Source organism: Paenibacillus agricola, from assembly GCF_011440305.1.
GTDB lineage: Bacteria > Bacillota > Bacilli > Paenibacillales > NBRC-103111 > Paenibacillus_S > Paenibacillus_S agricola.
In genome coordinates, this window is sequence record NZ_JAAOIW010000005.1 from 396,795 (window position 1) to 418,977 (window position 22,183).

Annotated in this window: 18 protein-coding genes and 2 pseudogenes; 3 read left to right on the forward strand and 17 right to left on the reverse strand. The window is 42.0% G+C overall.

Translation table 11 applies throughout. The annotated features are described in order from the left end of the window. Window positions 1–37: 37 nt before the first annotated feature. From G9U52_RS16800 to G9U52_RS16825, 7 genes and pseudogenes are all read right to left on the reverse strand, one after another. Window positions 38–877 (reverse strand): carbohydrate ABC transporter permease, encoded by an 840-nt coding sequence (locus G9U52_RS16800; protein ID WP_166151549.1) that lies wholly within the window; start codon window positions 875–877, stop codon window positions 38–40. 2 nt (window positions 878–879) lie between these two features. After that, complete coding sequence (locus G9U52_RS16805) at window positions 880–1,764, reverse strand: carbohydrate ABC transporter permease (protein WP_166151551.1); 885 nt, start codon at window positions 1,762–1,764, stop codon at window positions 880–882. A gap of 73 nt (window positions 1,765–1,837) precedes the next feature. After that, window positions 1,838–3,106, reverse strand: coding sequence for an ABC transporter substrate-binding protein (locus G9U52_RS16810; RefSeq protein ID WP_166151553.1), 1,269 nt, complete (start codon window positions 3,104–3,106; stop codon window positions 1,838–1,840). 148 nt (window positions 3,107–3,254) lie between these two features. Beyond that, a complete protein-coding gene (locus tag G9U52_RS16815) occupies window positions 3,255–3,956 on the reverse strand; it encodes an SDR family oxidoreductase (RefSeq protein ID WP_166151555.1) in 702 nt (233 codons plus the stop codon). A gap of 232 nt (window positions 3,957–4,188) precedes the next feature. After that, a complete protein-coding gene (locus G9U52_RS16820) occupies window positions 4,189–5,250 on the reverse strand; it encodes a LacI family DNA-binding transcriptional regulator (protein ID WP_166151557.1) in 1,062 nt (353 codons plus the stop codon). Window positions 5,251–5,537: 287 nt separating this feature from the next. Further along, a pseudogene (locus G9U52_RS42095) lies at window positions 5,538–5,778 on the reverse strand (transposase zinc-binding domain-containing protein); the annotation flags it as partial. A gap of 179 nt (window positions 5,779–5,957) precedes the next feature. Beyond that, window positions 5,958–6,938 carry a glycoside hydrolase family 43 protein gene (locus G9U52_RS16825; protein WP_166151559.1) on the reverse strand — a complete coding sequence of 327 codons (981 nt, stop codon included), beginning with the start codon at window positions 6,936–6,938 and terminating at the stop codon, window positions 5,958–5,960. Window positions 6,939–7,182: 244 nt separating this feature from the next. Here G9U52_RS16825 and G9U52_RS16830 point away from each other — a divergent pair, with 244 nt between their 5' ends. After that, window positions 7,183–8,064, forward strand: a complete 882-nt coding sequence (locus tag G9U52_RS16830) for an AraC family transcriptional regulator (RefSeq protein ID WP_166151561.1) — start codon at window positions 7,183–7,185, stop codon at window positions 8,062–8,064. A gap of 94 nt (window positions 8,065–8,158) precedes the next feature. On the opposite strand, the gene G9U52_RS16835 is transcribed toward G9U52_RS16830, so the two are convergent. From G9U52_RS16835 to G9U52_RS16860, 6 genes are all read right to left on the reverse strand, one after another. Further along, window positions 8,159–9,319: a Ger(x)C family spore germination protein gene (locus G9U52_RS16835; RefSeq protein ID WP_166151563.1), complete on the reverse strand. Its 1,161-nt coding sequence runs from the start codon at window positions 9,317–9,319 to the stop codon at window positions 8,159–8,161. Next, complete coding sequence (locus G9U52_RS16840) at window positions 9,303–10,796, reverse strand: spore germination protein (protein ID WP_166151565.1); 1,494 nt, start codon at window positions 10,794–10,796, stop codon at window positions 9,303–9,305. Before G9U52_RS16840 ends, G9U52_RS16835 begins: the two co-directional genes overlap by 17 nt. Next, on the reverse strand, window positions 10,793–11,887 hold the full coding sequence (locus G9U52_RS16845) for an endospore germination permease (protein ID WP_166151567.1): 1,095 nt from the start codon (window positions 11,885–11,887) through the stop codon (window positions 10,793–10,795). Before G9U52_RS16845 ends, G9U52_RS16840 begins: the two co-directional genes overlap by 4 nt. Before the next feature lie 204 nt (window positions 11,888–12,091). Then, entirely contained in the window at window positions 12,092–12,955 is an 864-nt protein-coding gene (locus G9U52_RS16850) for a sugar phosphate isomerase/epimerase family protein (RefSeq protein WP_166151569.1), read from the reverse strand. A gap of 1 nt (window position 12,956) precedes the next feature. Further along, on the reverse strand, window positions 12,957–14,111 hold the full coding sequence (locus G9U52_RS16855) for a Gfo/Idh/MocA family protein (protein ID WP_207953022.1): 1,155 nt from the start codon (window positions 14,109–14,111) through the stop codon (window positions 12,957–12,959). Between the two features lie 27 nt (window positions 14,112–14,138). Continuing rightward, complete coding sequence (locus tag G9U52_RS16860; protein ID WP_166151571.1) at window positions 14,139–15,551, reverse strand: MFS transporter; 1,413 nt, start codon at window positions 15,549–15,551, stop codon at window positions 14,139–14,141. A 155-nt stretch (window positions 15,552–15,706) separates the two neighbouring features. On the opposite strand from G9U52_RS16860, the gene G9U52_RS16865 reads away from it, so the two are divergent. Next, window positions 15,707–16,924 carry a helix-turn-helix domain-containing protein gene (locus G9U52_RS16865; protein WP_166151573.1) on the forward strand — a complete coding sequence of 406 codons (1,218 nt, stop codon included), beginning with the start codon at window positions 15,707–15,709 and terminating at the stop codon, window positions 16,922–16,924. A gap of 114 nt (window positions 16,925–17,038) precedes the next feature. Here the strand turns inward: G9U52_RS16865 and G9U52_RS42100 are convergent. Together G9U52_RS42100 and G9U52_RS16875 are read right to left on the reverse strand one after the other, a co-directional pair. Beyond that, window positions 17,039–17,268 (reverse strand): annotated as a pseudogene (locus G9U52_RS42100) (IS21 family transposase); the annotation flags it as partial. Between the two features lie 361 nt (window positions 17,269–17,629). Further along, on the reverse strand, window positions 17,630–18,592 hold the full coding sequence (locus G9U52_RS16875) for a quinone oxidoreductase family protein (protein WP_166151575.1): 963 nt from the start codon (window positions 18,590–18,592) through the stop codon (window positions 17,630–17,632). Between the two features lie 295 nt (window positions 18,593–18,887). On the opposite strand from G9U52_RS16875, the gene G9U52_RS16880 reads away from it, so the two are divergent. Then, window positions 18,888–19,814: an AraC family transcriptional regulator gene (locus G9U52_RS16880; RefSeq protein ID WP_166151577.1), complete on the forward strand. Its 927-nt coding sequence runs from the start codon at window positions 18,888–18,890 to the stop codon at window positions 19,812–19,814. Window positions 19,815–19,840: 26 nt separating this feature from the next. Here the strand turns inward: G9U52_RS16880 and G9U52_RS16885 are convergent, their stop codons facing one another. Both G9U52_RS16885 and G9U52_RS16895 read right to left on the reverse strand, forming a co-directional pair. Continuing rightward, window positions 19,841–20,194: an SDR family NAD(P)-dependent oxidoreductase gene (locus tag G9U52_RS16885; RefSeq protein ID WP_207953023.1), complete on the reverse strand. Its 354-nt coding sequence runs from the start codon at window positions 20,192–20,194 to the stop codon at window positions 19,841–19,843. Window positions 20,195–20,608: 414 nt separating this feature from the next. Continuing rightward, window positions 20,609–22,120 (reverse strand): methyl-accepting chemotaxis protein, encoded by a 1,512-nt coding sequence (locus G9U52_RS16895; RefSeq protein ID WP_166151581.1) that lies wholly within the window; start codon window positions 22,118–22,120, stop codon window positions 20,609–20,611. Window positions 22,121–22,183: the final 63 nt, after the last annotated feature.

The following is a 22,183-nucleotide window of genomic DNA, read 5'->3' on the forward strand; positions in this document are numbered from 1 at the left end:
AACTTATACGGCACTCACCTCCAATAATGTGAGAATCTTACCCCTTAACTGAACCGTCAGAGAGCCCTTGAACAAAATACTTATTGCAGAGTAGGAAAATGATCAGAACAGGCACTGAAACTAGCATGGATGCACCCATCATGGCCCCCCAATCGACAACAAATTCTCCGCTGAAATGAGTGATGCCAATAGGCAAGGTTCGCACGGTATCGGAATTTGTTAAAATTAAAGCGAACAGAAACTCTTCCCATATATGCAGGAATGCATACACCGTTACAGCAATCAGCCCGGGTGAAGATACAGGCAAGATGATCCGGAACAATGCGCCAACCGTTGTCGTTCCATCAATTTTGGCCGCTTCTTCTAGTTCCCTCGGTACCGTCTTGAAAAACGAAGTGAGCATAATAACTGACATCGGGATCGTCAAAGCCACATTGGCAATGATCAAGCCAATATAGGAATCTACAAAACCTATTTTGGTGAAAGTCATATAAATGGGCATAACAATGACAACGCCCGGCATCATTTGGCCGTACAATAAACCGGAAGAGAGCTTCTTGGAACCCTTGAACTTGTATCTGGAAAACCCATAACCAGCTAAGATAGCAATGAATAATGTTAGTAAAGTTGCGCTCCCGGTTACGACTATGCTATTTAAGAACGCACGAGGAATGCCGCTTTCAAATATCACCTTATGATAGTTTGTCCACGTAGGGTTTTGAACCATAATACTTGGCGGTACTGTAAAATTTTCATTCATCGGTTTGATCGAAGTAACAAACATCCATAGTGCCGGGAACAAGCCAAAGATGATAAGCCCGATAAGAAATAGGTAGCTCAGGATGGCTTTGCCCACATTGCTTTTTTTGTGTTTCATGCTTAGCCATCCTCCCCCTTCATTAACAACTTCATATACACAAAGCTTAGAACCGCTGTAATGATAAATAACACGGTACTGGCAGCTGCTGCAATTCCAAAATTGTAATTTTGAAAGCCTGCTTTATAAATAAACAGGGAAAGAATCTCTGTTTGGTGGGCCGGGCCGCCTTCTGTCAACACGAACACAAAAGTAAACGCATTTAACGTCCAAATGGTGAGCAGCAAAATGACCGACATACAAGTGGAAGAAATATGAGGGATGGTAACCGCTCTAAATTGCCTCCATCCTGTTGCTCCGTCTACATTGGACGCATCTTTCAATTCCTTCGGGACCGATTGCAAAGCAGCCTCGATCATGATCATCACAAGAGGATACATCTTCCAAACATTGACGAGAATCGCGGAAAATAATGCGGTATGCTCATCGGATACCCAGTTGATACTGGTGGTTATGATTCCGAGTGATTTCAATATATGATTGATAATTCCAAAATCCGCATGATACAACCATTTCCAAACATTTACGCTAATAATGCTGGGAATAACCCAAGGAACCATCAGCAGGATCCGGATCAGAGTTTTCCATTTGATAAAATCCTGGTTGATGACAACAGCCGCCGCAAATCCGAACAGAAACTGAAAGACAACACTGCCAATTGTCCATAAAAACGTAACATAAAGTGATAAGAGAAAATCGGGGTTTTTAAACAATTCCACATACTGCGAAACCCCGACGAATGTCCAGCTGTCCGAGTAGATATCACTCTTATTAAAGCTTAATACAATCGTATAAATCAGGGGAAAGATCATGATAAGAGCAATGATCAATACGGCAGGTAATACGAACATCAGACCCGGATTACGGATATTTTTTAAAGCTTGCATGTAGGCGGCCTCCTTAAACCCATCCCGCTTGGAGGATTCCATCCTCTAAGCGGGATGGGTATGATCATCCAAACTATTTTTTTGCTAAAAGATCATCGATTTCTTTTGAGGCGTTTTTCATTGCTTCCTCTGGTGTGATTTTACCTGATAGGGAGCTTTGAATTTGGTTAAAAACAATTTGTTTAACTTGAGTCAACTGAGGAATCTGCGGCAAGGGTTGAGCAAAGGCAAGTGCATCAACAAACGGTTTAGTTTGTGGATCCTGGTACTTCGGATCAGTGGCAGCCGATTTTCTTGCCGAAAATGTGATACTGAACTTTTTGGAAATTTCCGGTGTTGCCAAGAAATTAATGAATTTCCATGCAGCATCAGGGTTTTTGCTGGAATTTGTGATAGACACTCCCCAGCCGCTGAGGATCGTTTTACGTGTTTGATCGGCTGGAACCATCCCAATCGCTAAATCAATGCTTGCATTGGCTTGTTTAATCGGCGCCACATCATAAGCACCCGACATGTACATAGCAATCTTGCTATTGGAGAACAAATTCCGATTTGCGATATTATCGTTTTGCAAAATGCTGGTTGGCGTCACTTTATGTTTAGTAGAGAGCTCCACATAAAGTTTGGCCATCTCGATGGCTGCAGGTTCATTTAGCATCGACTTGGTGTTGTCCGCATTAAGTATGCTTCCGCCATTGGATTGGATCATGTTAAATAATTGAGTTGTCAAGTTGCCAAAATTCGTCCCGACCAAGCCAATTCCGAAAACATCGCCTTTCGTTATTTTTTGCGCGCTCTCAAGCACCTGTTTCCAATTTTGTGGTGCCTTGGAAGCATCAATACCCGCGTCTGCAAATAACTTTTTGTTGTACAACAGACCATGAGTTTCCGTACGGTAAGGAAGTGTGTAAATTTTATTATCCACTTTAGCGGATTTGATGGAGCCTTCAAAGAAATCGTTCAAATCAACTTTATCGGTTTGAATATAACTATCCAAAGGCAGCAGGGAGCCTAAAGTAGCATAAGGAGTCACCCAATCCAAATTGATATTAATGACATCTGGACCACTTTTCTGTTTGAGGGCTATCAAATATTTATCGGACATACCGTTATCCGGGTTATATTGGGCGTTAATTTTGATGTTTGGATATTTGCTTTCAAACTCTTTGATTACATCGGGAGTAATGGCTTCATTCCAAGCAGCGTCCCAAAAAGTCAATTCAACCTTTTTGTCAGCGCTTCCAACACTGCCAGATTTAGCGCTATCTCCACAACCGGCCAGAAGTGCTCCCACCATGCTAATAGCTACTGCCGTCATACCTAGCTTTTTCAATTTTGACATTTCTTTTTCCCCCTTACAATGAGTAGATATCTTTGTTAAATATGAAATGCATGCATTCTCAAACATGGGCAGTAAATTTGATTCACTATATCTGTATCACTCCTTTCAAGGCTAACGCCTCAGCTATACACTGGTTATTTATGCGGGATTAAAGCGGCATTGGTTTGCCGAGATGGTTAATGAAAGCTATTTTACTTGTGATTGCCAGCTTTTTTTCAATGATATTAAAAATCCCCGCAGCTGAAACCGACGGTTCACCTGGCGCCTCCTCTCCGCCCATATCCGTTTTCACCCAACCGGGATGTATGGCATATACGGAAATCCCTTTATCCTGAACGTAATGCTTCAGCCTCTCCGAGAACATGTTTAACGCTGTCTTGGACATGCTGTAGGGATAGTTCGTACTGAACGCATTAACGATTGTGCCAGCCTCCGATGAAATATTGATGATCACCGGGTCGTTCGCTGCATAAATAAGTGGCAAGAAATGCTTGACTACCCTCATCGGTCCGAATGTGTTGATTTCGAAACTTCGGCGAACGAGTTCGAACTCCAGTTCCTCAATGGTCTTTTCCCTCTCCAGCATAATCGCGGCATTGTTTATTATTCCATTCAGAGATTCAGTCGTTTTTTGGACTTCCCTGAATGCGCTCTTGACCGATTCTTCATCGGATACATCAATTTCAATAAGATGGACTCGATTAGGATATTGATTTTTTAGAGGGTCCAGCATTGGAAAAGAATCTGACGACTTTACGCCTGCGTAAATGTTAAAACCCCTGATCAATCCCTCATTTGCTAAACTATACCCTAATCCTCGATTTGCTCCTGTAATAAAGATGCTTTTCATTGTCCACTTCCCACCATTCTTATATACAATATATTCAATATTGGACACGCGTTTATTTTATCGTCCAATAAATTATCCGTTCAGCTTAATACATGATGCATTTTCCATATTAAAGCGCTATCAAAAAGCGTATATCTGTTTTCACTGGCAATTCACCTTGAAAATCCTTATTTTCCCCAATTTCATTATGAAAGCGCGTTTATTGTTTGTAAAAAAAAAGAATATGAACACGTCAACTTTCAACTCTTCTGCAAGATTCTCTTTCGACCAATTCCATATCTAAGGTTACTTTTATCGATTCGTTTTTTACCCCATCTTCTATAGCCTCAATCACACTTTTAGTGATCCCAGATATAAATTCCTTGAAATTGGAGCGGAATGTAGTTAACGCGGGTTTATAATAGGCACTTAACTTCTGATCGTTGATTCCGATGACGGAAATATCGTCAGGAACTTTTAAATGATAATCATTAATTGCGCGTATCGTACCAAAGGCGATACTGTCATTTGCCGCAAATATGGCCGTTGGTAATTCCGATGAACTTTTGAGCAAGGTGGTCATAGCCTCATACCCGCCAGATTCGTATTGACCGTGCATGATCCAATGGTTTTTAACCTCCAGACCGTGATGCTGCATACGGTTTATAAAGCCTTTGAACTTAAAGTTAGCCGAGGCCTTTTTCATCATGCTATTGATAATGCCAATTTTTTTGTGGTTTAAACTGACCAGATAGTCCACAGCTTGCATAGCGGCTGCTTCATTATCGAGGTTATAAACAATTCTATTAGGCTCATTGCGTCCTGGTAAAACCTGATCCAAGATCCCTACGATGAATCCTCCGGCGATCAATTCCTCAACGATAGGCTCATGATTTTCCGCCCCCATAAAAATCCCGCCTGCAATCCGCTCCTGATAAAATACTTCTTTAACATTTTTTATGCTTTCATTTGTACTTAAGTCCCTTATAATATAAGCTAATACGTTATAGCCTAGTATTGAAGCGTTCTCGATAATTCCCGTAATCAATAAATTTGCGGAAGGATCTTCGCTAAAATGAGATTGATCAATAAAGAATAAACCTATTGTTTTTGTTTTTTTCCCTGCCAGGATTTGCGCTGAAATATTGGGGAAATAATTATACTGTTCAATTACCCTCATGACCTTTTCCCTTGTCTTGGCTGGAACATTAGGATAGTTATTAATTACTCTGCTTACCGTACTTCTTGACACCCCTGCAATTTCAGCAATTTCTTTACTTTTAATATCCAAATTTCTCACAATTCCATCAGCCATTTCTTAACAATATTATTGGACGCGCGTTCATAATAATTAATTTATCATTTCATCTCCATTATGTCAATACGAGAACCCATAAAAAACCGCGACGCTGTTGAAGTTCGTGTTCCTTGAATTATTGGCTTCCAGCGGTTGGAACACGAGCTTCAAAGGCAAACGCTTCGCTCCTCCACCCCACACCCATGTCCTCTTTCATGCTTTGGCGGCCTCCTACTTCTTATTCCCAAGCTTATCTTCAATCTTGTATTCATAACCCGCTTCTTATACGGTTAGTTTTCCTTCTTCACTTGAAAGACATCCTCCACCAACATGCGGCTCCACTCTTCCATTTCGTCAACGAACACGTTGTGCAGAAGCGCCCCTTACAACGGTACGGTATTTCGGATATCACCCTTCACATACCACGATTTTAAAACCGTTTCTAGGGTCGCCACAGCCACGAAATTTCTGGACCTCTTTGATGACAGGGGGTCTAGGTTGAGCTTTGTGCTTCTCTACAAAGGCATCCCAATGTCCATGCTTATCGGTCTTATATGTGAAAAAAAGAGGACCCGCGGGCTCCCTCTTGGAAAATCAATGTATAGGACTCCTCGCCGCACGGTTGATGACGACGCAGCGGATAAAAAACGCTATGGCCAGACTTATAATAGGGTTACCAACGACTCATCAACTTCATTCCGCAGGGGAAGCCATTGCATTAGATATTATTTATAGGGATCTATCGTTTGAATGGTACCATCTTCATTAAATGTCAGTTCGGTATATTTTACACAGCGTTTGTGGTTAACGCCACCTGATAAAGAGCTGTCATGATAAAATAAATACCATTTATCCTCGAATTGAACAATGGAGTGATGGGTAGTCCAACCAACTACTGGAGTAAGGATTGTACCTTTAAAGACATAAGGGCCTTTCGGGTTTTGGCTCATGGCGTATACAAGGCAATGGGTTGTACCTGTAGAATAGGAAAGATAATAATAGCCATTGTATTTATGAATCCATGGTCCTTCAAAATATCTCCTTTGCTCATCTCCGGCAAGTATAGGCTTTCCATCTTCATCAACAATCGATATTTCTTGAGGCATTTCTTTAAAAGTAAGCATATCATCTGACAATTCAGCAATTCTTGGTCCAAGCGCAGGTTCGGTTGCAGCTGGGCCGGCAGCATCGGGATTAAACGTTCCCTTCTGCCACTTCTCCAACTGACCTCCCCAAAGACCGCCAAAAACCATATAAGCCTTATCATTCTCATCAACAAATACAGCTGGATCAATACTAAAGCTGCCTGGAATATATGTTTCTTGGGGAGTGAAGGGTCCTGATGGAGATGGACTGGTAGCTACCCCTATGCGGAAAATATGATCGTGATCCTTTGCCGGAAAGAAGAGGTAATAAGTGTTGTTTTTTAAAGCAGCGTCTGGTGCCCATAATTGTTGCTTAGCCCACGGGATATCCTTTAGGTGCAGTGCTTCCCCATGGTCTATGCAAGATGATTTAAAATTATCAATGGATAGAACATGATAATCCTCCATTGCGTATTGGTCACCATTATCGTTGGAGGGTCCATCCAGATCAAGATCATGTGAAGGATAAATATAAATTTTCCCCTCAAATACATGGGCCGAAGGGTCGGCGGTATAAATGTGAGTAACAATAGGATCGTTAGGCTTTATAGGTTTATTCATTCGAAACTTCCCCTTTTCATAAAGTTAGTTTATTAATTAAACTTACAATCTTAATTATATCTATATTCACATAACAATCAAATATTAGTGCGAATTTAAAGTCGCCTGCTTCACAATAACGTATAATTAATTCGCATCAATATTGTTAATCATAGCCTTTTTTAAAGCAAAAAGTTATATTCTTCTTTTAAAAATATCACTTAATTGTTATTATTGAATAAAGGATTGTTGGAGGAGAGAATCGTTGGATCACCCAAACAATATGGATAAAAGCGTTAAAATATTTCATGCTTTAAATAACAAGGCATTAGAGCTTCGTTATAGAATTGTATCCACAGAAACACCTCCTATTTTTTACCATTATCACAAAGGGATCGAGGTATTATTTGTCCATCGAGGTAGAGGAAATCTGACCCTCAACCGCAAGCTTTATAATCTGGAATCAGGATGTGTAGTAATTTTACAACCCTTCCAATTGCACCGTATTCAATTTGAAACCAATAGTCAATGTCCTTATGAGCGCACGACTTTGACCTTTGAACCCTCCAGCTTTGAACCTCTTCTTAAAAATTTTCCTGTGCTGTTTCGGTTTTTTGAGCAGGTATGGAAAGAACAACTATCCATTCAGGTGTTCCGTATGGATCGCAACATGACTTATATCTTAGGTGTTCTTGAACGTTTTAACGATTTGGTTTCGGGGTGGAACGGGGACGAAGATCTCGAAGCTGCTTCTTTGTTGATTCTCAACATTTTAGATTATCTTAAATCATTGCATAATGGTGGTTTTGGTGGAGTCGCACGTCCTGAGAGCCATACTGAGAAAATTATGAATTGGGTAGAGGAGCATTACACCGAACCATTTGATCTGAGCGCCTTAGCCAAGGAACTTCATCTTTCCAAGCATTATGTTTCTCATCTATTCCAATCCGAAACAGCGGGAAGCATCACCGAATATGTGATCGCTCGAAGAATAAGACAAGCTTGTTGGTTATTAAAAACAGAATCGAATTCTGTAGAGTATATCGGTTCGTTAGTCGGAATACCTAATTTTCCCTACTTTTGCCGTCTCTTTAAAAAGATAACGGGCTTAACTCCAATTCAGTACCGTAATAGCCATTTAAACTAAATGGATCTAATCCGTAAGCAGCGGTTTGGTTCACCGTTGTACCTTTTGCATTTGCTTTCAGGATTAAGGTAGCCGGGTCGAACGTGCGTACAACTTAATTTTCTGGAAGCACCCTTCCTTTATATTTGCCGGTGTGCATAATTGTTACTTTGACATCAATCTCATTTAGGGTATCCTCTTTTAGTACCAAATGGCCTTCGTCCTTTAAGCGTTGCCACACTTTGGGATCATTTCTATATACCTCTCCAAATAAATTTAACAGGTCTGTCTGCTTAGAAAGCCCCTTGTGGTATGTCGTTAGGATTTCATCCCGAACCACCTTTGCCGCTTGTTCTTCCATCGTTTTTACGGAGACGTTTTCGACCATTCCTTCGACATACGCACGAGCCTCTACGTATAGGTTAAAGCGTAATGTATCTTTTTCAATTAACGGTTGTATTCTGTGACCAGGCTTGGTTAATACTAACGTTCCTATCGGTTTTATATGATCGGGAATAGTAACGAAGACACGTTTCGTTTGCTTAAGAAACCATCTTACTCCCTTGAGATCCTCTTCGGAAAACCAACCTGCCAATTGCTTTTCCTCTATAATGTATGCTCCGTCTATGATAAACATAGGTTTCTTCTTCTGATCTTCCTTCCATACTTGTTTCGTGATGGAGATCGATGGAAGAAATACGGTTCTCCCTTTTTCGTTTGCTTGGGCGATTATTTTGTACCCAAACTGAGGTGGAAAAGAGGATTTCTGGCCATTGATATCCTCAGGTGAATCCATGAGGGTATCTAGAGGTGAAAGATTAAATATTGATTTTTGTGCTAGGATTTCTGAGAAGCTTTCTTTCGTACCGTATATTAAAATGTTATATCGAATTTCACGGTAACGATTTAACGCATCATAGACGTGAGCCAACTTTTTATTGTCTTTTAGTATGGCTTCATCGCAAATGATCGCTCTGACATGCCCCCAGTGTATTCTTAATTGTGAGGTCGCATAAATTGAGGATAAGGCTTCAGCAACCGTCACTCCCTCTCCTTTGCCAATCCATACAGGCACATTTTTGCCAATTTCCATTTGTTCGCTTTTTGCCACATTCACAAAATTAAGAACCTGCACATACGTAATGAAATGTTCATCCTTATATTCAAATCCAATCGCTGTAACATATGCCATATTTTGAATGGCTTTGGAATCCCAACAGCCCGACTCCACTACAATCAGGATCCATACAAGACACAGTTTAATTATTGCTTTCATGAGGATCTTCCCCTTGCCGGTCCGAATCTATGGTGTGCAATTCATCAGGTCTTTCTTTATACTGGCTCCAAGGAAGCCGAAAGACAGCTCTCGCCATCTCTTTAAACACCGGGGGAGACAAGGGTGACATATAAGGAACACCGAAGGAGCGCAGACTGCTCATATATCCAATAAGCAGTACGAGACCAATGATTAAGCCATACATCCCGAAAACTGCAGAAATGAAAAATAACGCGAACCGAAGGACGCTAACGGCTCCGCTTAAAGATTGACTGACTAACGTTGACCCTGTCACTGCTACAATGGCGCCAACAACAACAACACTTGGAGAACTCAACCCAGCTCGAATGGCCGCATCCCCAATAACTAATCCGCCTACAACGGTCAATGTCTGACCAATGGAGCTTGGAAGACGAAGACCGGCTTCTCTAAAGATCTCCAACAACACCAGCAATATAAACAATTCCACTTGTCCAGAAAACGGAAGTCCAATGCGTGCCGAGGCAACGGTCGCCATTAAGCGAAAGGGAATCTGATCGGGATGAAACGACGTGAGTGCTACCCAAGCACCTGGCATTATAATGGATAAGAAGAAACTGAGTCCACGAATCAAACGTGCAAACGAAATATACCCGAAACTAAAATATAAATCCTCAGGTGATTTTAGCAGGAGCAGTAAGGTGCCCGGACCCATTAACACCATCGGGTTCCCGTCTACGATAATGACGAACCTTCCGGCTAATAAACTGCTGACCGCCTTGTCCGGCCGACCGGTATAATCAAATAAAGGTAGCAAAGAGTACTTGTAATCGGTAATCTTCTCCTCGATCTGGTTGATACTTTGAAGTCCGTCGACATCAATCTTGCTCAGTCTTTTTTTGACTTCATTCAACAATTCGGGGGAAATGATATCTTGAATATATAACAAGCCGACCTTTGTTCTTGTTCTTCTTCCCAACGTAGACGTTTCATAACAGAGGGAATGGCTGCGAATGCGTTTGCGAATTAATGCCACATTGATGGCGATATTCTCCACAAATCCGTCTTTTGGTCCATGGATGGAAATCTCTGTGCTCGATTCTTCGGGAGTGCGATCTGGACGGCGGGCTATGTCCATTTTAAATATAACATTCGTTTGAGAGAACAGCAGAAGGAGATCGCCTTGAAAGATCCATTCGGATATTTGTTCCGACGAGGCATTGGCTTCTACTGGTATTAATGGCAAGGGAACGTAAATGGAGTCCAATTGCAAGTCGCAGAACTTGTCTTGCTGATACAAGCTTTCAAGCTCGGGAAGGATGACTTTTCCAATCTGTGAGGAGTCGCATAACCCTCCACTATAGATGAGAGTTACTTCAGTACTGCTGCCTTCTTCAAATCGAAAGCTCTGAATTTGCACATCCGCAGAGTGAGGAAATAATGCCTTGATTTTCTGCTTGTTCCAACCTTCTACTGGTTCAAGCTCAGCCACATTCATGTTGCTTCCTCCTTGGAATTCTTCGAAAACAACGAAATCGTGGTGCAAACTACCGATATGAACAAAGCCACCACAAAGGAGATTGGTAAATAAAATCGATACATCCATAAATAAGCCGTATATTTTTCAATGGGAAGCATCGATAGTGCCATAAAGCAGATTGTAACGAAAAGGATGAACCGTTTGCGTTGTCTTAAATTTGAAAAAGGCAATAATTCCCCCAGCAAAAATTGTGCGAAGCTGATCCGAATAATCGCGCCGCACAACCATTGGAATTCGGATAAAAAATCGACATGCTCGACGTTGGTGCCCAATTTCACCAACCGCCATTGTTCATAAGGAGATTCAGACTGTTTCGCCGCCTCTTCCGCACCGAACTCGGTAATCGCGCCAATAATGGGACCAAGCGTAATGTACACCAAAATTACTGCTAGAATTACGAATTTCCACACCCGAACGCCCGATTTCACATGATGTTGGACCGCCATAATCATCACCAGTTCGATAAAACCGCCTCCTGCATAAAGCATGCCATGTATAACGGGCTGCCATCCATGCTCCAGAATCGGCTGTAATAGCGTAAAATCTTTCTGCGGGGTATTGGAGAAGGACACAAAATACCCGAGGATAATGACAACGGGAAGCAGAATACCCGCACTGATGGCTATCATCCGTATGCCTGATATAGCGTAAAAGTGACAAACCAGGCATAAAACAATAACCAATGCCGATTTAGGTGTACCTGGCAAGTAATTGGTAATTGTCCAACTTGCGCTATGCAGGACAGTAGACCATCCGATCAGGAACAACTGCAAGCAGAGCGGAACTATAATCATCCAAGATACTAAGTTATTGGTCTTGCTAGCTAACCAAGGCTGCAGCTTCTGCTGTCCTGATCTCTTCATAAACAAAACAAGGAGAGCGCACCAGGGAAGGAATAACAGTCCCGCCAATAAAACAGAAATCCAGGCATCCCTACCGGATGAATCGAGGAGCATCGGATTAACGATTACATGACTCATGAGTCCGTTCATAAGCATGAAAATCATGCAGACTTGAAAAAAGCTGATTTTACCGATTGATTTATCCATTAGCCACGATCACCTGCATCAATTGTTATGAAACAGTAATATTATTCCTTACTATCCACTAATTATTCTGAGGTGGGGAATGAACCGCATCTATAACAATTAATGATCAATCTGAATGCTAGGCTTGGATATCCAGCGCCTAGCATACAAAAAACACCGTTAGCATGATAAATTATCACACTAACGGCGTATGAACCTGTACTCTTAAAACCAATCGGCATAACCCATTTTTCTCAGGTTGTCCCCAGACGTTTTCAAGCAATCAAAAGGATCACGTCCGTATACATCATCTTGCTCTACTAAGAAATACTGCGAACCACTTTCCAAAGCTGCTTCAATAATGCCTTTAATATCAAGATTACCTTCTCCAACCTCGGCAAATTGTACAACATTAGTGAAAGCCTGCATGAATTTACCCATATCAAAGCCTCCCGCTAATGCGCTCATATCGATCTGTCCAATCCGGTAGTCTTTCAAATGCAGTAAAGCGATACGCCCTGCATATTTTTTAATAAATGTGATCGGGTTTTCACCGCCTCTTTGAATCCAGTGAATATCAAACTCAAAGCCAAGATGAGAGGTATTGTTTTTGATGATATCCATGAGATACTCGCCCTCATATTTTTGAAACTCGATATGGTGGTTATGATAGTATAATTCAATTCCATGCTCTGCTAGCTTCTCTGCTAGTGCATCTGCTTTTTTTACAAATTCCATGATTTTATCCTTATTGCCTATGATTGTTAAAGGAAGCATGCCGATACGCAGGAAATTGCAATCTAAGGTTTTGCAGTCATTAACAATTTTATCGAAATCAGCAGACAATGTTTCGCCGGGCATACCTGGCATCATGGGCTCCACCGCTGCAGAAAGTGAAGCGATTTTAATATCGAAATCAGCAGAGGCTCTCTTGAGCTCTGACACATTGTCAGCCGTCATTGGAATTTGGGATACCTCTACACAGTGGTAGCCCAGCTCGTTGATCTTTCTCATCGTTTCATAAACGCCAATTTGTTCCACTTTTCCTTTAAGCATCATCATTTGAACGCCAATTTTGCCCTTTTTCATTTTAGATTCCTCCATTTTTTTCTTCTTCAATCTTTTTATTTAATTCGACTAAGTAAAGCTCTTCATCAAATGGAATCTCTACTTGTTTACCCAAAAAGCTCGATAGATGGATGGCGTTCGCCAGCCTGACTCCATGTATACCCTCGCTGCCAGCAGCAATTAAAGGTGTGCCATCTACAATATTGGCCGCGAAGTTTTCCAAGACTGCGATATGCTGAGCACCCCATACACTTTCAAATTCAAGCACTTCTTCCGTGTAGATTTCAGATGCGCTTTGGCCCATGAAAATTTTCATAACATCCTGCATGCTCATTGAAGCACTCATTTCAGGCTCGGGAGTAAGCAGTCGTTTGATCGTAATCTTCTTGCTGTCATCTACGACGATTTTACCCTTATCGCCTAAAATCTCAAAACGATCCGTACCCAGCACATCATGGGTGCAAGTAATAAATACACCTGTCGCCCCATTCTCGTAGTCAAACATGGCGGTTACTTCATCCTCAACGTTAATCTTTCTTTGGTAGCCGAATTTCATGTTGGCATACACCTTTTTCGGCATCCCGCAAATCCACTGAAGCAAATCTAATTGATGTGGTGCTTGGTTGACAAGCACACCTCCGCCTTCGCCGCTCCAGGTTGCCCTCCACTCACTTTGATCGTAGTAGCCCTGCGGTCTCCACCATGTTGTAATCAACCAGTTTGTCCGTCGAATCTCGCCAATTTCATCCTGATCGATCAACTCTTTGAGTTTTTGATAAAGTGGGTTCGTTCTCTGATTGAAAAAAATGGCAAAGGTCAACTCAGGCTTTGTTGCTGCAAAATCGTTTAACTCTTGTACCTGTTTCGTATAAACACCAGCCGGTTTTTCCACCAGAGCGTGTATGCCTCTCTTTAACGCTTCGATTCCCATCTCCGGGTGCAAGTAATGGGGTACACAAGTCACAATAGCGTCAACATCACCACCCTCAAGCATATCGATGTAGTTATCATAGAACGGGATATCCGGATACTTTTCTGCACACAACTCTTTTTTGGCTGGGTCTATGTCACAGATCGCCCCGATAACCATATTGTTAACTTTTCCATCTGCTAAAAACCCAGCATACAACCCGCCTTCAGCACCCAGGCCGATGATTCCCAATTTCACATTTTTCATTATTAAACTCCCTCACTCTCTATATGTTCAAGATTTTTGTTCCCTTTTATTAGCTAAATCCGTAGTAAGCTGCATAGAACGCTGCTTAGTTAATGGATAAAGGAATACTAATATCATAAAGATGGCTAAAAAAATGATTCCAGGTACTAGGGTAGCTATGGTATGAATCCCGTCTAACGCACCTTGCGTTTGTACCTTGAGAGTTGAATTATATCCAACTGCCGTCAAAGCAAAGCCACCTATACCACCGGCAAGAGCTTGACCTACTTTACGTGAAAATGAATATATAGAGTAAACGGTTCCATCTTCCCGTAATCCTGTTAAATATTCATGATAATCAATCACGTCTGTGACGAAAGCCCAGACTACTAAATTGAAAAATGCATAGCCAAACATACCAACAGCTGAAATGGCTATAAAGGGGATAGCAGCTAAATCGGGTAGGAAGTATAAAAGCGTATATACGATACCTGCAACTAACATACCTACTGATGCTATTTCTTTTTTTCCATATTTAGCTACCAAAGGTTTGGCTAGTGGAATGGCAATAAATACGGTCCCGGTTTGGATAAATCCAACTATGCTTAGTGCTGCTGCATTACCGAAATAATCTTTAAACAAATATACGTTTACTGCACCCAACAGCATTTGGCAAATCATAAAAATGAGAGATGCGGCTAAAATAGTAATGAGAGGTTTGTTTCTCAAAAGTCCTTTTAAGGTTTTACCAAGATTGGATTTTTGCTCTTTACCTTCAGGAATAACAATACGTTCCGTAGATAATCGATAACATGCCATATAACAAGATATCGAAAGAATACCGAAAAGAATGGCTCCTAATGTAAACCGACTTGCATCTGCCTTATTATTTACAAACAAAATTAAAGGTCCAGCTACATTAATGATCACAGCGGCTAACGAACCACCCATTGCTCTGTAGGTAGATAAAGCTGTACGTTCAACGGAATCGCCCGTAATGACAGAAGCCATGGAACCATAAGATATATTGACTGTACTATATAAAGTTCCCCATACGATGTAGGTTATAAAAGCATAGGCCAGATAAAACCCATCTGACATTCCTGGAATTTTCACAAACATTAAAATACCAGAGATGACGAGTGGAACTGACATTCTGAAAATCCATGGTTTAAATTTACCTTGTTTACCCGTCTTCCTCGTATCAAGGAATCGACCCCACGTTACATCTGCAACAGCATCCCATAATCTTGCAACTAAAAAGAGAATCCCTACAGTAACTGCACTGATACCAAAAATATCTGTATAATAAACCATTAAAAAGGAGCTTACTAAAACAAAAAAGAAATCATTCCCGAAATCACCAAACAAGTAGCCAAGTTTATCTCTGAATCCAAATTTTCTAACTTCCATATTTGCACTTACTGAATCTATAGCGTTTTGACTGACATGTTGTTTCATTGTCCCCCTCCATTTACTAAAAAGTAATTCAGCATAGCTGTCTTCTTTCGTTTTGAAATTGCTTATTAATTGAGTATAATCATATTCAGAACATATGAGAAGGATTTAAATTGCTCTTTCAGGACTATAATCACATATAAAGGATTGGATAAGTGATGATCAAGCATTTTCAAATGACGTCTACAAGTATAACTATTTTCCATATATTTGATATCAATACCGTCCTATTGGCTCAAGATGGCTCTGTAGAAATAGCGCATATCCACGACACCATACCAAATTTCTTACTTCAGATGCAGCAAGAAGACTTTTTAAGGATTAGCTGGCAAACCAAGGAGGATCCCACACAATGCTGCACCTACACGAATGTATTTGGACTGACCTATTTATCAAAATTAGTCGAGTTTGAAGAGGAGCCCTATGTTTGGGTTATTGGCCCTTTTCTCATGCAGATCCCCGATATGGATAAAATCGATGCGCTATTCCGTACGGAACAAAATAAACAAATGGCTATGGGCGAGTTTATACGTAGCTTAAAGCTGCTCAGCAATTCTAGAATTCAAAGTGCCGTTAATATCTTGGATCATGCAGGCTCCATTCGGCAGACTCCTTATCGAAAACTAAACTCACAGCAGCATATATGGGATCGATTAGATGCCAACGACATTCAATATATTTTGGCGCAGCCGGACGAAAATGATACTAAAGTGATTGAATTGAGATATGAACTAGAGAAAGAATTGATGAGCGCGGTCGAAAACGGGGATAAAAAAAAGTTGAAGCATCTCCTGGTTGAGTCAAAAAATTTATTTGATTTTTCTGAGCGTTTTCCCAATCAGCCGGTTAGGGCGATGAAAAATATGTTAATAGTGTTAAATACCTTATTACGCATGGCTGCAGCGAGAGGAAAGGTTCAGCCGTTTTTCCTTCATCACACCTCCGAAAAATTTTCCAAGCAAATTGAACGTTGCGATAGTATTAATTCGCTTAATACCCTCTTGGATGTGATGTATGATGAGTATTGTGGTTTAGTTAACCATCGTGCCATTTCCGGATATTCTCAATTGGTGCAAAAGGCAGCGCAACATATCCATGTTTACTTCAGCAAACCATTGAATCTAAAGAAGCTGGCCGGTCAATGTCTTGTGCATCCTGCGCATTTGTCGAGACAATTCAAGAAAGAAACAGGGATGACACTCACTGATTTTCAGAATAGGACACGAATAAACCAAGCCAAGCTGCTATTAAAAAAAGATAACGCCTCTATCGATTGGATTGCCGGTCAAGTCGGATTTGAGGATGCAGGCTACTTCACACGCATATTTAATAAGCAAGAAGGCATGAATCCATCCAAGTATAGAAAAGAAATTTGAGTAGAATTTCAAGACTTGAATTCAAATGACGCTGGACAGGCTCAACATCAACCCTGTTCCAAGTATGGCTGGCCGAATGTTACCAAAGGAAGCCGCGGCATTAGGGGAAAACCAAAGCCCGCGATTCACCGACGTGCTCGTCATGTCGAAGCTTTTGACGGCGACTTTCATGTTGTCATAGACAAGGGATTGGAGCACGCCACCTACATGCTCGTAGAACCGGGCGTGTGCTTCCTGGAAGTATTCTGTCTTTTGTTTGGTGAATAAGAAGGCGCATCGATAGTTGCCATAGGCGGTTGTGAAGCTGCCATTGGGAACGTGCGAAGGGTGCCGCCAGCCGAAATCGAAGTTATGTATATGATAAAGAGAGGACAGACGAATGCAATCATTCGTCTGTCCTCTCTGCAGTTGAATTAATCAATAACATGTTTGGTTTGACAGCATAGTATGGCGGCTATCTTTGATCTGTTTGATTAGTTGCGCCAAAACCGAATAGTCAAACCATACATGTTAAACAAATCCGTTTCACTATTTATTGCCGGATCGCGGTAGCCAGTACGCCTCCTTGGATTACCAGAAGCAACTTCTTCGCCTTTGTTAATTTATGTGTATATCACAAAACCAACTAGCGTTTTCAGCGGCCTTCTGAACTCAGGGAGCTTTCTCGACAATAAATGACTCATAGATTCAACGAAATTATTTTGTTCAAGGTCTAAGAACGATTCGGCCTATGACTTCTTTTGCATCCATGCGTCGATGCGCTTCTGCTACATCCGTAAGTGGGAGGATAGTGAGGGGCAAATCAAGCTTTCCTTCGGCAAGGATTCCAAGGACCGCTTGCGCTGCAGGGCGGCCAAAGGACGGATTCGCTTGTAAGTACGGTCCAATCGAAAATCCGAGAACCCCTAAGTTCTTGTTCCACAACATATTATTACTTATAGTAGCCACCTGCTCACTCGCGTTACCAACAAGGAGCGCACGACCAAACGGCGCCATTACCTCAAAACTGGAGGTAAGAATTTCTCCACCTACAGGATCGACGACCACGTTAAACCGTTCATCGCCGACCGCAGTCGGGAATTTATCGGCCACGAAAACATCGTCATACGCCAATTCACGCGCGGCTTCCAGTTTCGTCGAAGTTCTAACGGTTCCGACGATGCGGGAGGCTCCAAGTAAACGCGCAACCGCAGGAAACGCAGAAGCTAAGCCTCCAATCGCGCCATGGATCAATACGCTTTCGCCCTCTCGAATATAAGCTATGTGGGTCAATGCCAAGTAAGCTGTGACAGCGTTAGGAAGTGCAGCTACAGCTTGCGCTGGATCAACGTTCAACCCGTCCAGGGAAACAGTCAGCGCGGCATCGGCTAATGTGACTGTAGCGTATCCACCCAAACTCATAAGCGATAGGGTAACGACCGGTTCGCCAACCCGAAAATCAGTTACGCCTTCACCTAATTCTTGTACAGTACCCGCAACCTCCAAACCGGTAACAAATGGCGGCTGGAGCATAGGAATCATTCCACGCCGGAAGAATGCATCGACTAACCCGACGGAGGAATGGGAAACTTTGATGCTGATCTGCCCCGGACCCGGGTGCGGGTCGGGGAATTCCACCTCAGTAAAAACCTCAGGACCGCCATATTTTGTGATGACCATAGCCTTCATTGTAATTTCTCCTTTTTTATTACTTATTTTTTTCATTATCACCTTACTTAATTAGTATCCCTTTTTTTTAAATATGAGGATAGATTGATTGTGCATAAATATTGCCTAAAACTACGAAATAGAGCCATAAAGTAATAGTCTAGTTTTCATCTGTGAATGTGGCTAACAAATGCATTGGACAAAGATGTGCCATTAATAGTAAGATTTCAAGAGAAATCGAATACTGATTCATATATTTATTAACCAGCTAGTTATATCGCTTGAATATGAAGGCATAATAAGAGGGGGAAATGAGATGATCGACAATAAGCTCAACGACCTTATACTTGTCCTTGATAGGCTTTTAGCCTTAAGTTCACAAATTTCGCTGATAAATGGAACCTTTCAGACCGGAATTCCTTTTCTTACTGTGTTGAGAGAAGATGAGCCTACTCCCGTCTCGCAAGGAGTTCTCAGTCCTTCGTTTTGCGTAGTCATCCAAGGCAATAAAAAGCTGCAGATTGGTAAGAATACGATTGAATACAGAGCAGGAAACTATCTTGCATCAAGCATTGATATGCCGATCAAAGGACAGGTTTTAAACGCTACACAAGAAACACCTTATGTAGCCATACGGATTATGTTAACTACCGTGGAGATTGCCTCAGTTGCCTTAGAGGCAAATATCAAAATTGTTCCGGATAATCGCTTAAAACTCGGTGCATTCGTCGGGAAAGTAGATAGTGAGGTTCTGGAGGTATTAGAAAGGTTGCTTAAGCTTGCCTCAAACCCTCAAGCAGCTAACTTTCTTGCCCCAGCCGTGAAACGCGAGATCATCTATCGGCTTTTGACCGGCGAGGATGGTGAACTGTTTTACAAGAATATGCTCCTGCACGATGAAGCCGCTGGAATCAGCAAGGCTATCAACTGGATTAAAGCAAATTTTGACCACTCGCTTACGATAGATCAGGTTGCTCGCATAGGAAACATGAGTATTTCCAGCCTACACCACAAATTCAAGGCGGTAACTACAATGGGTCCCATGCAATATCAAAAGCAGCTTCGACTTCAAGAAGCAAGGAGACTTCTCTTGAGTGGTAAGCTTGATGTGACTAGAACGGCATTGTTGGTGGGCTATGAAAGCTCAACGCAATTTAATCGTGAATACAAACGCTTATTCGGGCTTCCGCCTTTAAAGGATATTCAAGCTATTCACAATAAAGAGAACTATTCCCGTATGTAAAGGTAAAAAACAAATGGGAAGGGAGATCATAACTCCGGCAAGTTGCGGGACCGAGCGTCGTGCAGGCGGAAGCAGAAGTATTGTACAAAATGCGTGTGCCGCAGCACATCAATCCGTCCAAATTCATCCATTACTTCCTTCACCATAAGCTCAACCCGTTCTTCATCGGAAACGTCAACCTGCAGGGCAAGTACTTTTACACCATATGTCCTTAGCTCATCCGCAGCTTGGTTGGACGCCTCCAAATTTCTGCTTGCAAGCACAATGGAAGAACCCGCTTGTGCTAGAGCTTGTGCCATTGCTTTTCCCAAACCTGTAGCTCCACCTGTCACTATCGATACTTGACCATCCAAACGAAATTTATCTATGATCATATTCATTACTCCCTTATGTCCTCCTCTAGTTATATATGTAGTCAACTTTAATAATTGTTGACTGTGCAATAATCATAGCACCTTTGACGTGTAATGCCTGCGGCATCCGTTGCTGATCGGTTCGGTCTGTACCCATAGGAGTCTTCGATGAAAATAGGTTCCACCAAGGGTTCGAAATTTAGGCAGACTACCATTTGTGCGACTCTATCCACTTTTTGTGGGTACGCCCAAGAGCCAGAGCAGACATAAAGCCTCCGAAGGAAAAATATGGCCAGAGACTATACATAAGAGGATCCACCAGCGTAGCGAGAGCAAATGAATCCGCCAAAATATTAATAAACGGTTCCTTGAATTCGTCTCTACAGGCGCACCAAAAAAACCGCTACCAGCAAGGACTGGCGGCGGTTTCCTACATGCTCATTATATCGTTTGTGCAAAATCGACTAAGGATTGTGACATGTTGCTTATTTCTTCCATCGAAGCACTTACCTGCTCCGTTAGTGCAGCTTGCGTCTGTGTTTGGGTAGTCATACTTCCAATATGCTCCATGATTTGATCAATCAATGTCTTCATATCACTCAAGCTGCTCTCAATGTTTCCAGTGGCTTCTGCACTATGAATCGCCAGCTTCCTTACCTCGTCGGCAACAACAGCAAAGCCACGACCAAGCTCGCCTGCGCGGGCAGCCTCGATGGCAGCATTTAACCCTAACAGATTAGTCTGATTAGCAATTTCTTTAATGAAATTTGAAATATTCTTAGTCTCATCAGCACTGATTTTGGCCTTATTGGCGGCTTCGATAGATTGCTCCTGTGCGATAGCAAGCTCCTGTGCTTGATCAGTTACCGAATTGATCCCTCTAACTACCTCACTAATAGACGCTGAGAGCTGCTGCATTTGGTTATTCATCGCATGCACAACGACTTTTTTATTAATCTCCGTGGTAACATCACGTATCGTTCCTGCGACTCGAAGTGGAACGCCCTTGCTGTCACGTACGGTTTCTCCACCTGCATGATACCACCGATATTCACCACTCTTCGAACGAAGGCGATACTCTAAGTCATAAAGTGTTTTACCACTATGGTCATTCATATGGTCCGCAAAAGCTTGGATAGTTCGATCCGCATCCTCGGGATGCAACCTGCTACTCCAGCTACTGAACACATTCGGAAAATCGTTCTCGTCCTGAAATCCAAGGGTTTTGCGAAATTGGGGTGACCACCAGAAAGCATTATTGGGATTGACAACATCACCGGCCACAACGGTCATGTCCCAAGGAGCTTCAACCAAAGCACGGTTTATTAAGTCATAGCGGGTGACCAAGGCCTCAAGCTCTTGAGCTCTTGTCTTGTTATCATGGATATCAAATAAAACACCGGCCACCCTTAGGGGGATACCCGACTTATCCCGAATCGTTGTTCCAGACGCTTGAAACCACCGATATTCACCACTTTTCAGCAGCAAACGGTATTCCAGATCAAAGGGAGTTTTACCTGAATAGTCTAGCATATGTTTGCCAAAAGCCTCAAGCACCCAATCACTGTCATCTGGATGTAGCTTGGACACCCAGCTATCAAGAATATTAGGGAAATCCTTCTCATCCTTGTAGCCAATCATACGGCGAAACTCATCCGTCCAAGTGATCGTGTTGTTGGGATTTACAGGATCGCCTGCCACAACATTCATATCCCATAAACCTACTTGAATAGCCTTTGTTACCAAGTCAAGTCGAACTTCCATATCCTTAGAGTAATTGCGAATGATTGCAAGTGCTGCATTCACATTCTCAACAATCTCTTTCTCTTCGGCTGAAGCTCCTGCTGAATGAAACGAAGCAGAAAAGTCATTCATTTCAAATCTATGTAATAATTCTCTACTTTTTCCCAATAAGGGAGTGTGGTTGTTAGTTCCAGCGTGCTTAAAAAACATAGTTAATTCCCCCTATTCTGACTGTAATCGCTAGTGACAATTAATGATATATTACTATACAAA

Coding starts and splice junctions, on each gene's coding strand:
- G9U52_RS16800 (WP_166151549.1), bottom strand. CDS start 877: ATGAAACACAAAAAAAGCAATGTGGGCAAAGCCATCCTGAGCTACCTA.
- G9U52_RS16805 (WP_166151551.1), bottom strand. CDS start 1,764: ATGCAAGCTTTAAAAAATATCCGTAATCCGGGTCTGATGTTCGTATTA.
- G9U52_RS16810 (WP_166151553.1), bottom strand. CDS start 3,106: ATGTCAAAATTGAAAAAGCTAGGTATGACGGCAGTAGCTATTAGCATG.
- G9U52_RS16815 (WP_166151555.1), bottom strand. CDS start 3,956: ATGAAAAGCATCTTTATTACAGGAGCAAATCGAGGATTAGGGTATAGT.
- G9U52_RS16820 (WP_166151557.1), bottom strand. CDS start 5,250: ATGGCTGATGGAATTGTGAGAAATTTGGATATTAAAAGTAAAGAAATT.
- G9U52_RS16825 (WP_166151559.1), bottom strand. CDS start 6,938: ATGAATAAACCTATAAAGCCTAACGATCCTATTGTTACTCACATTTAT.
- G9U52_RS16835 (WP_166151563.1), bottom strand. CDS start 9,319: ATGAAAGCAATAATTAAACTGTGTCTTGTATGGATCCTGATTGTAGTG.
- G9U52_RS16840 (WP_166151565.1), bottom strand. CDS start 10,796: ATGAATGTGGCTGAGCTTGAACCAGTAGAAGGTTGGAACAAGCAGAAA.
- G9U52_RS16845 (WP_166151567.1), bottom strand. CDS start 11,887: ATGGATAAATCAATCGGTAAAATCAGCTTTTTTCAAGTCTGCATGATT.
- G9U52_RS16850 (WP_166151569.1), bottom strand. CDS start 12,955: ATGAAAAAGGGCAAAATTGGCGTTCAAATGATGATGCTTAAAGGAAAA.
- G9U52_RS16855 (WP_207953022.1), bottom strand. CDS start 14,111: ATGAAAAATGTGAAATTGGGAATCATCGGCCTGGGTGCTGAAGGCGGG.
- G9U52_RS16860 (WP_166151571.1), bottom strand. CDS start 15,551: ATGAAACAACATGTCAGTCAAAACGCTATAGATTCAGTAAGTGCAAAT.
- G9U52_RS16865 (WP_166151573.1), top strand. CDS start 15,707: ATGATCAAGCATTTTCAAATGACGTCTACAAGTATAACTATTTTCCAT.
- G9U52_RS16875 (WP_166151575.1), bottom strand. CDS start 18,592: ATGAAGGCTATGGTCATCACAAAATATGGCGGTCCTGAGGTTTTTACT.
- G9U52_RS16880 (WP_166151577.1), top strand. CDS start 18,888: ATGATCGACAATAAGCTCAACGACCTTATACTTGTCCTTGATAGGCTT.
- G9U52_RS16885 (WP_207953023.1), bottom strand. CDS start 20,194: ATGAATATGATCATAGATAAATTTCGTTTGGATGGTCAAGTATCGATA.
- G9U52_RS16895 (WP_166151581.1), bottom strand. CDS start 22,120: ATGTTTTTTAAGCACGCTGGAACTAACAACCACACTCCCTTATTGGGA.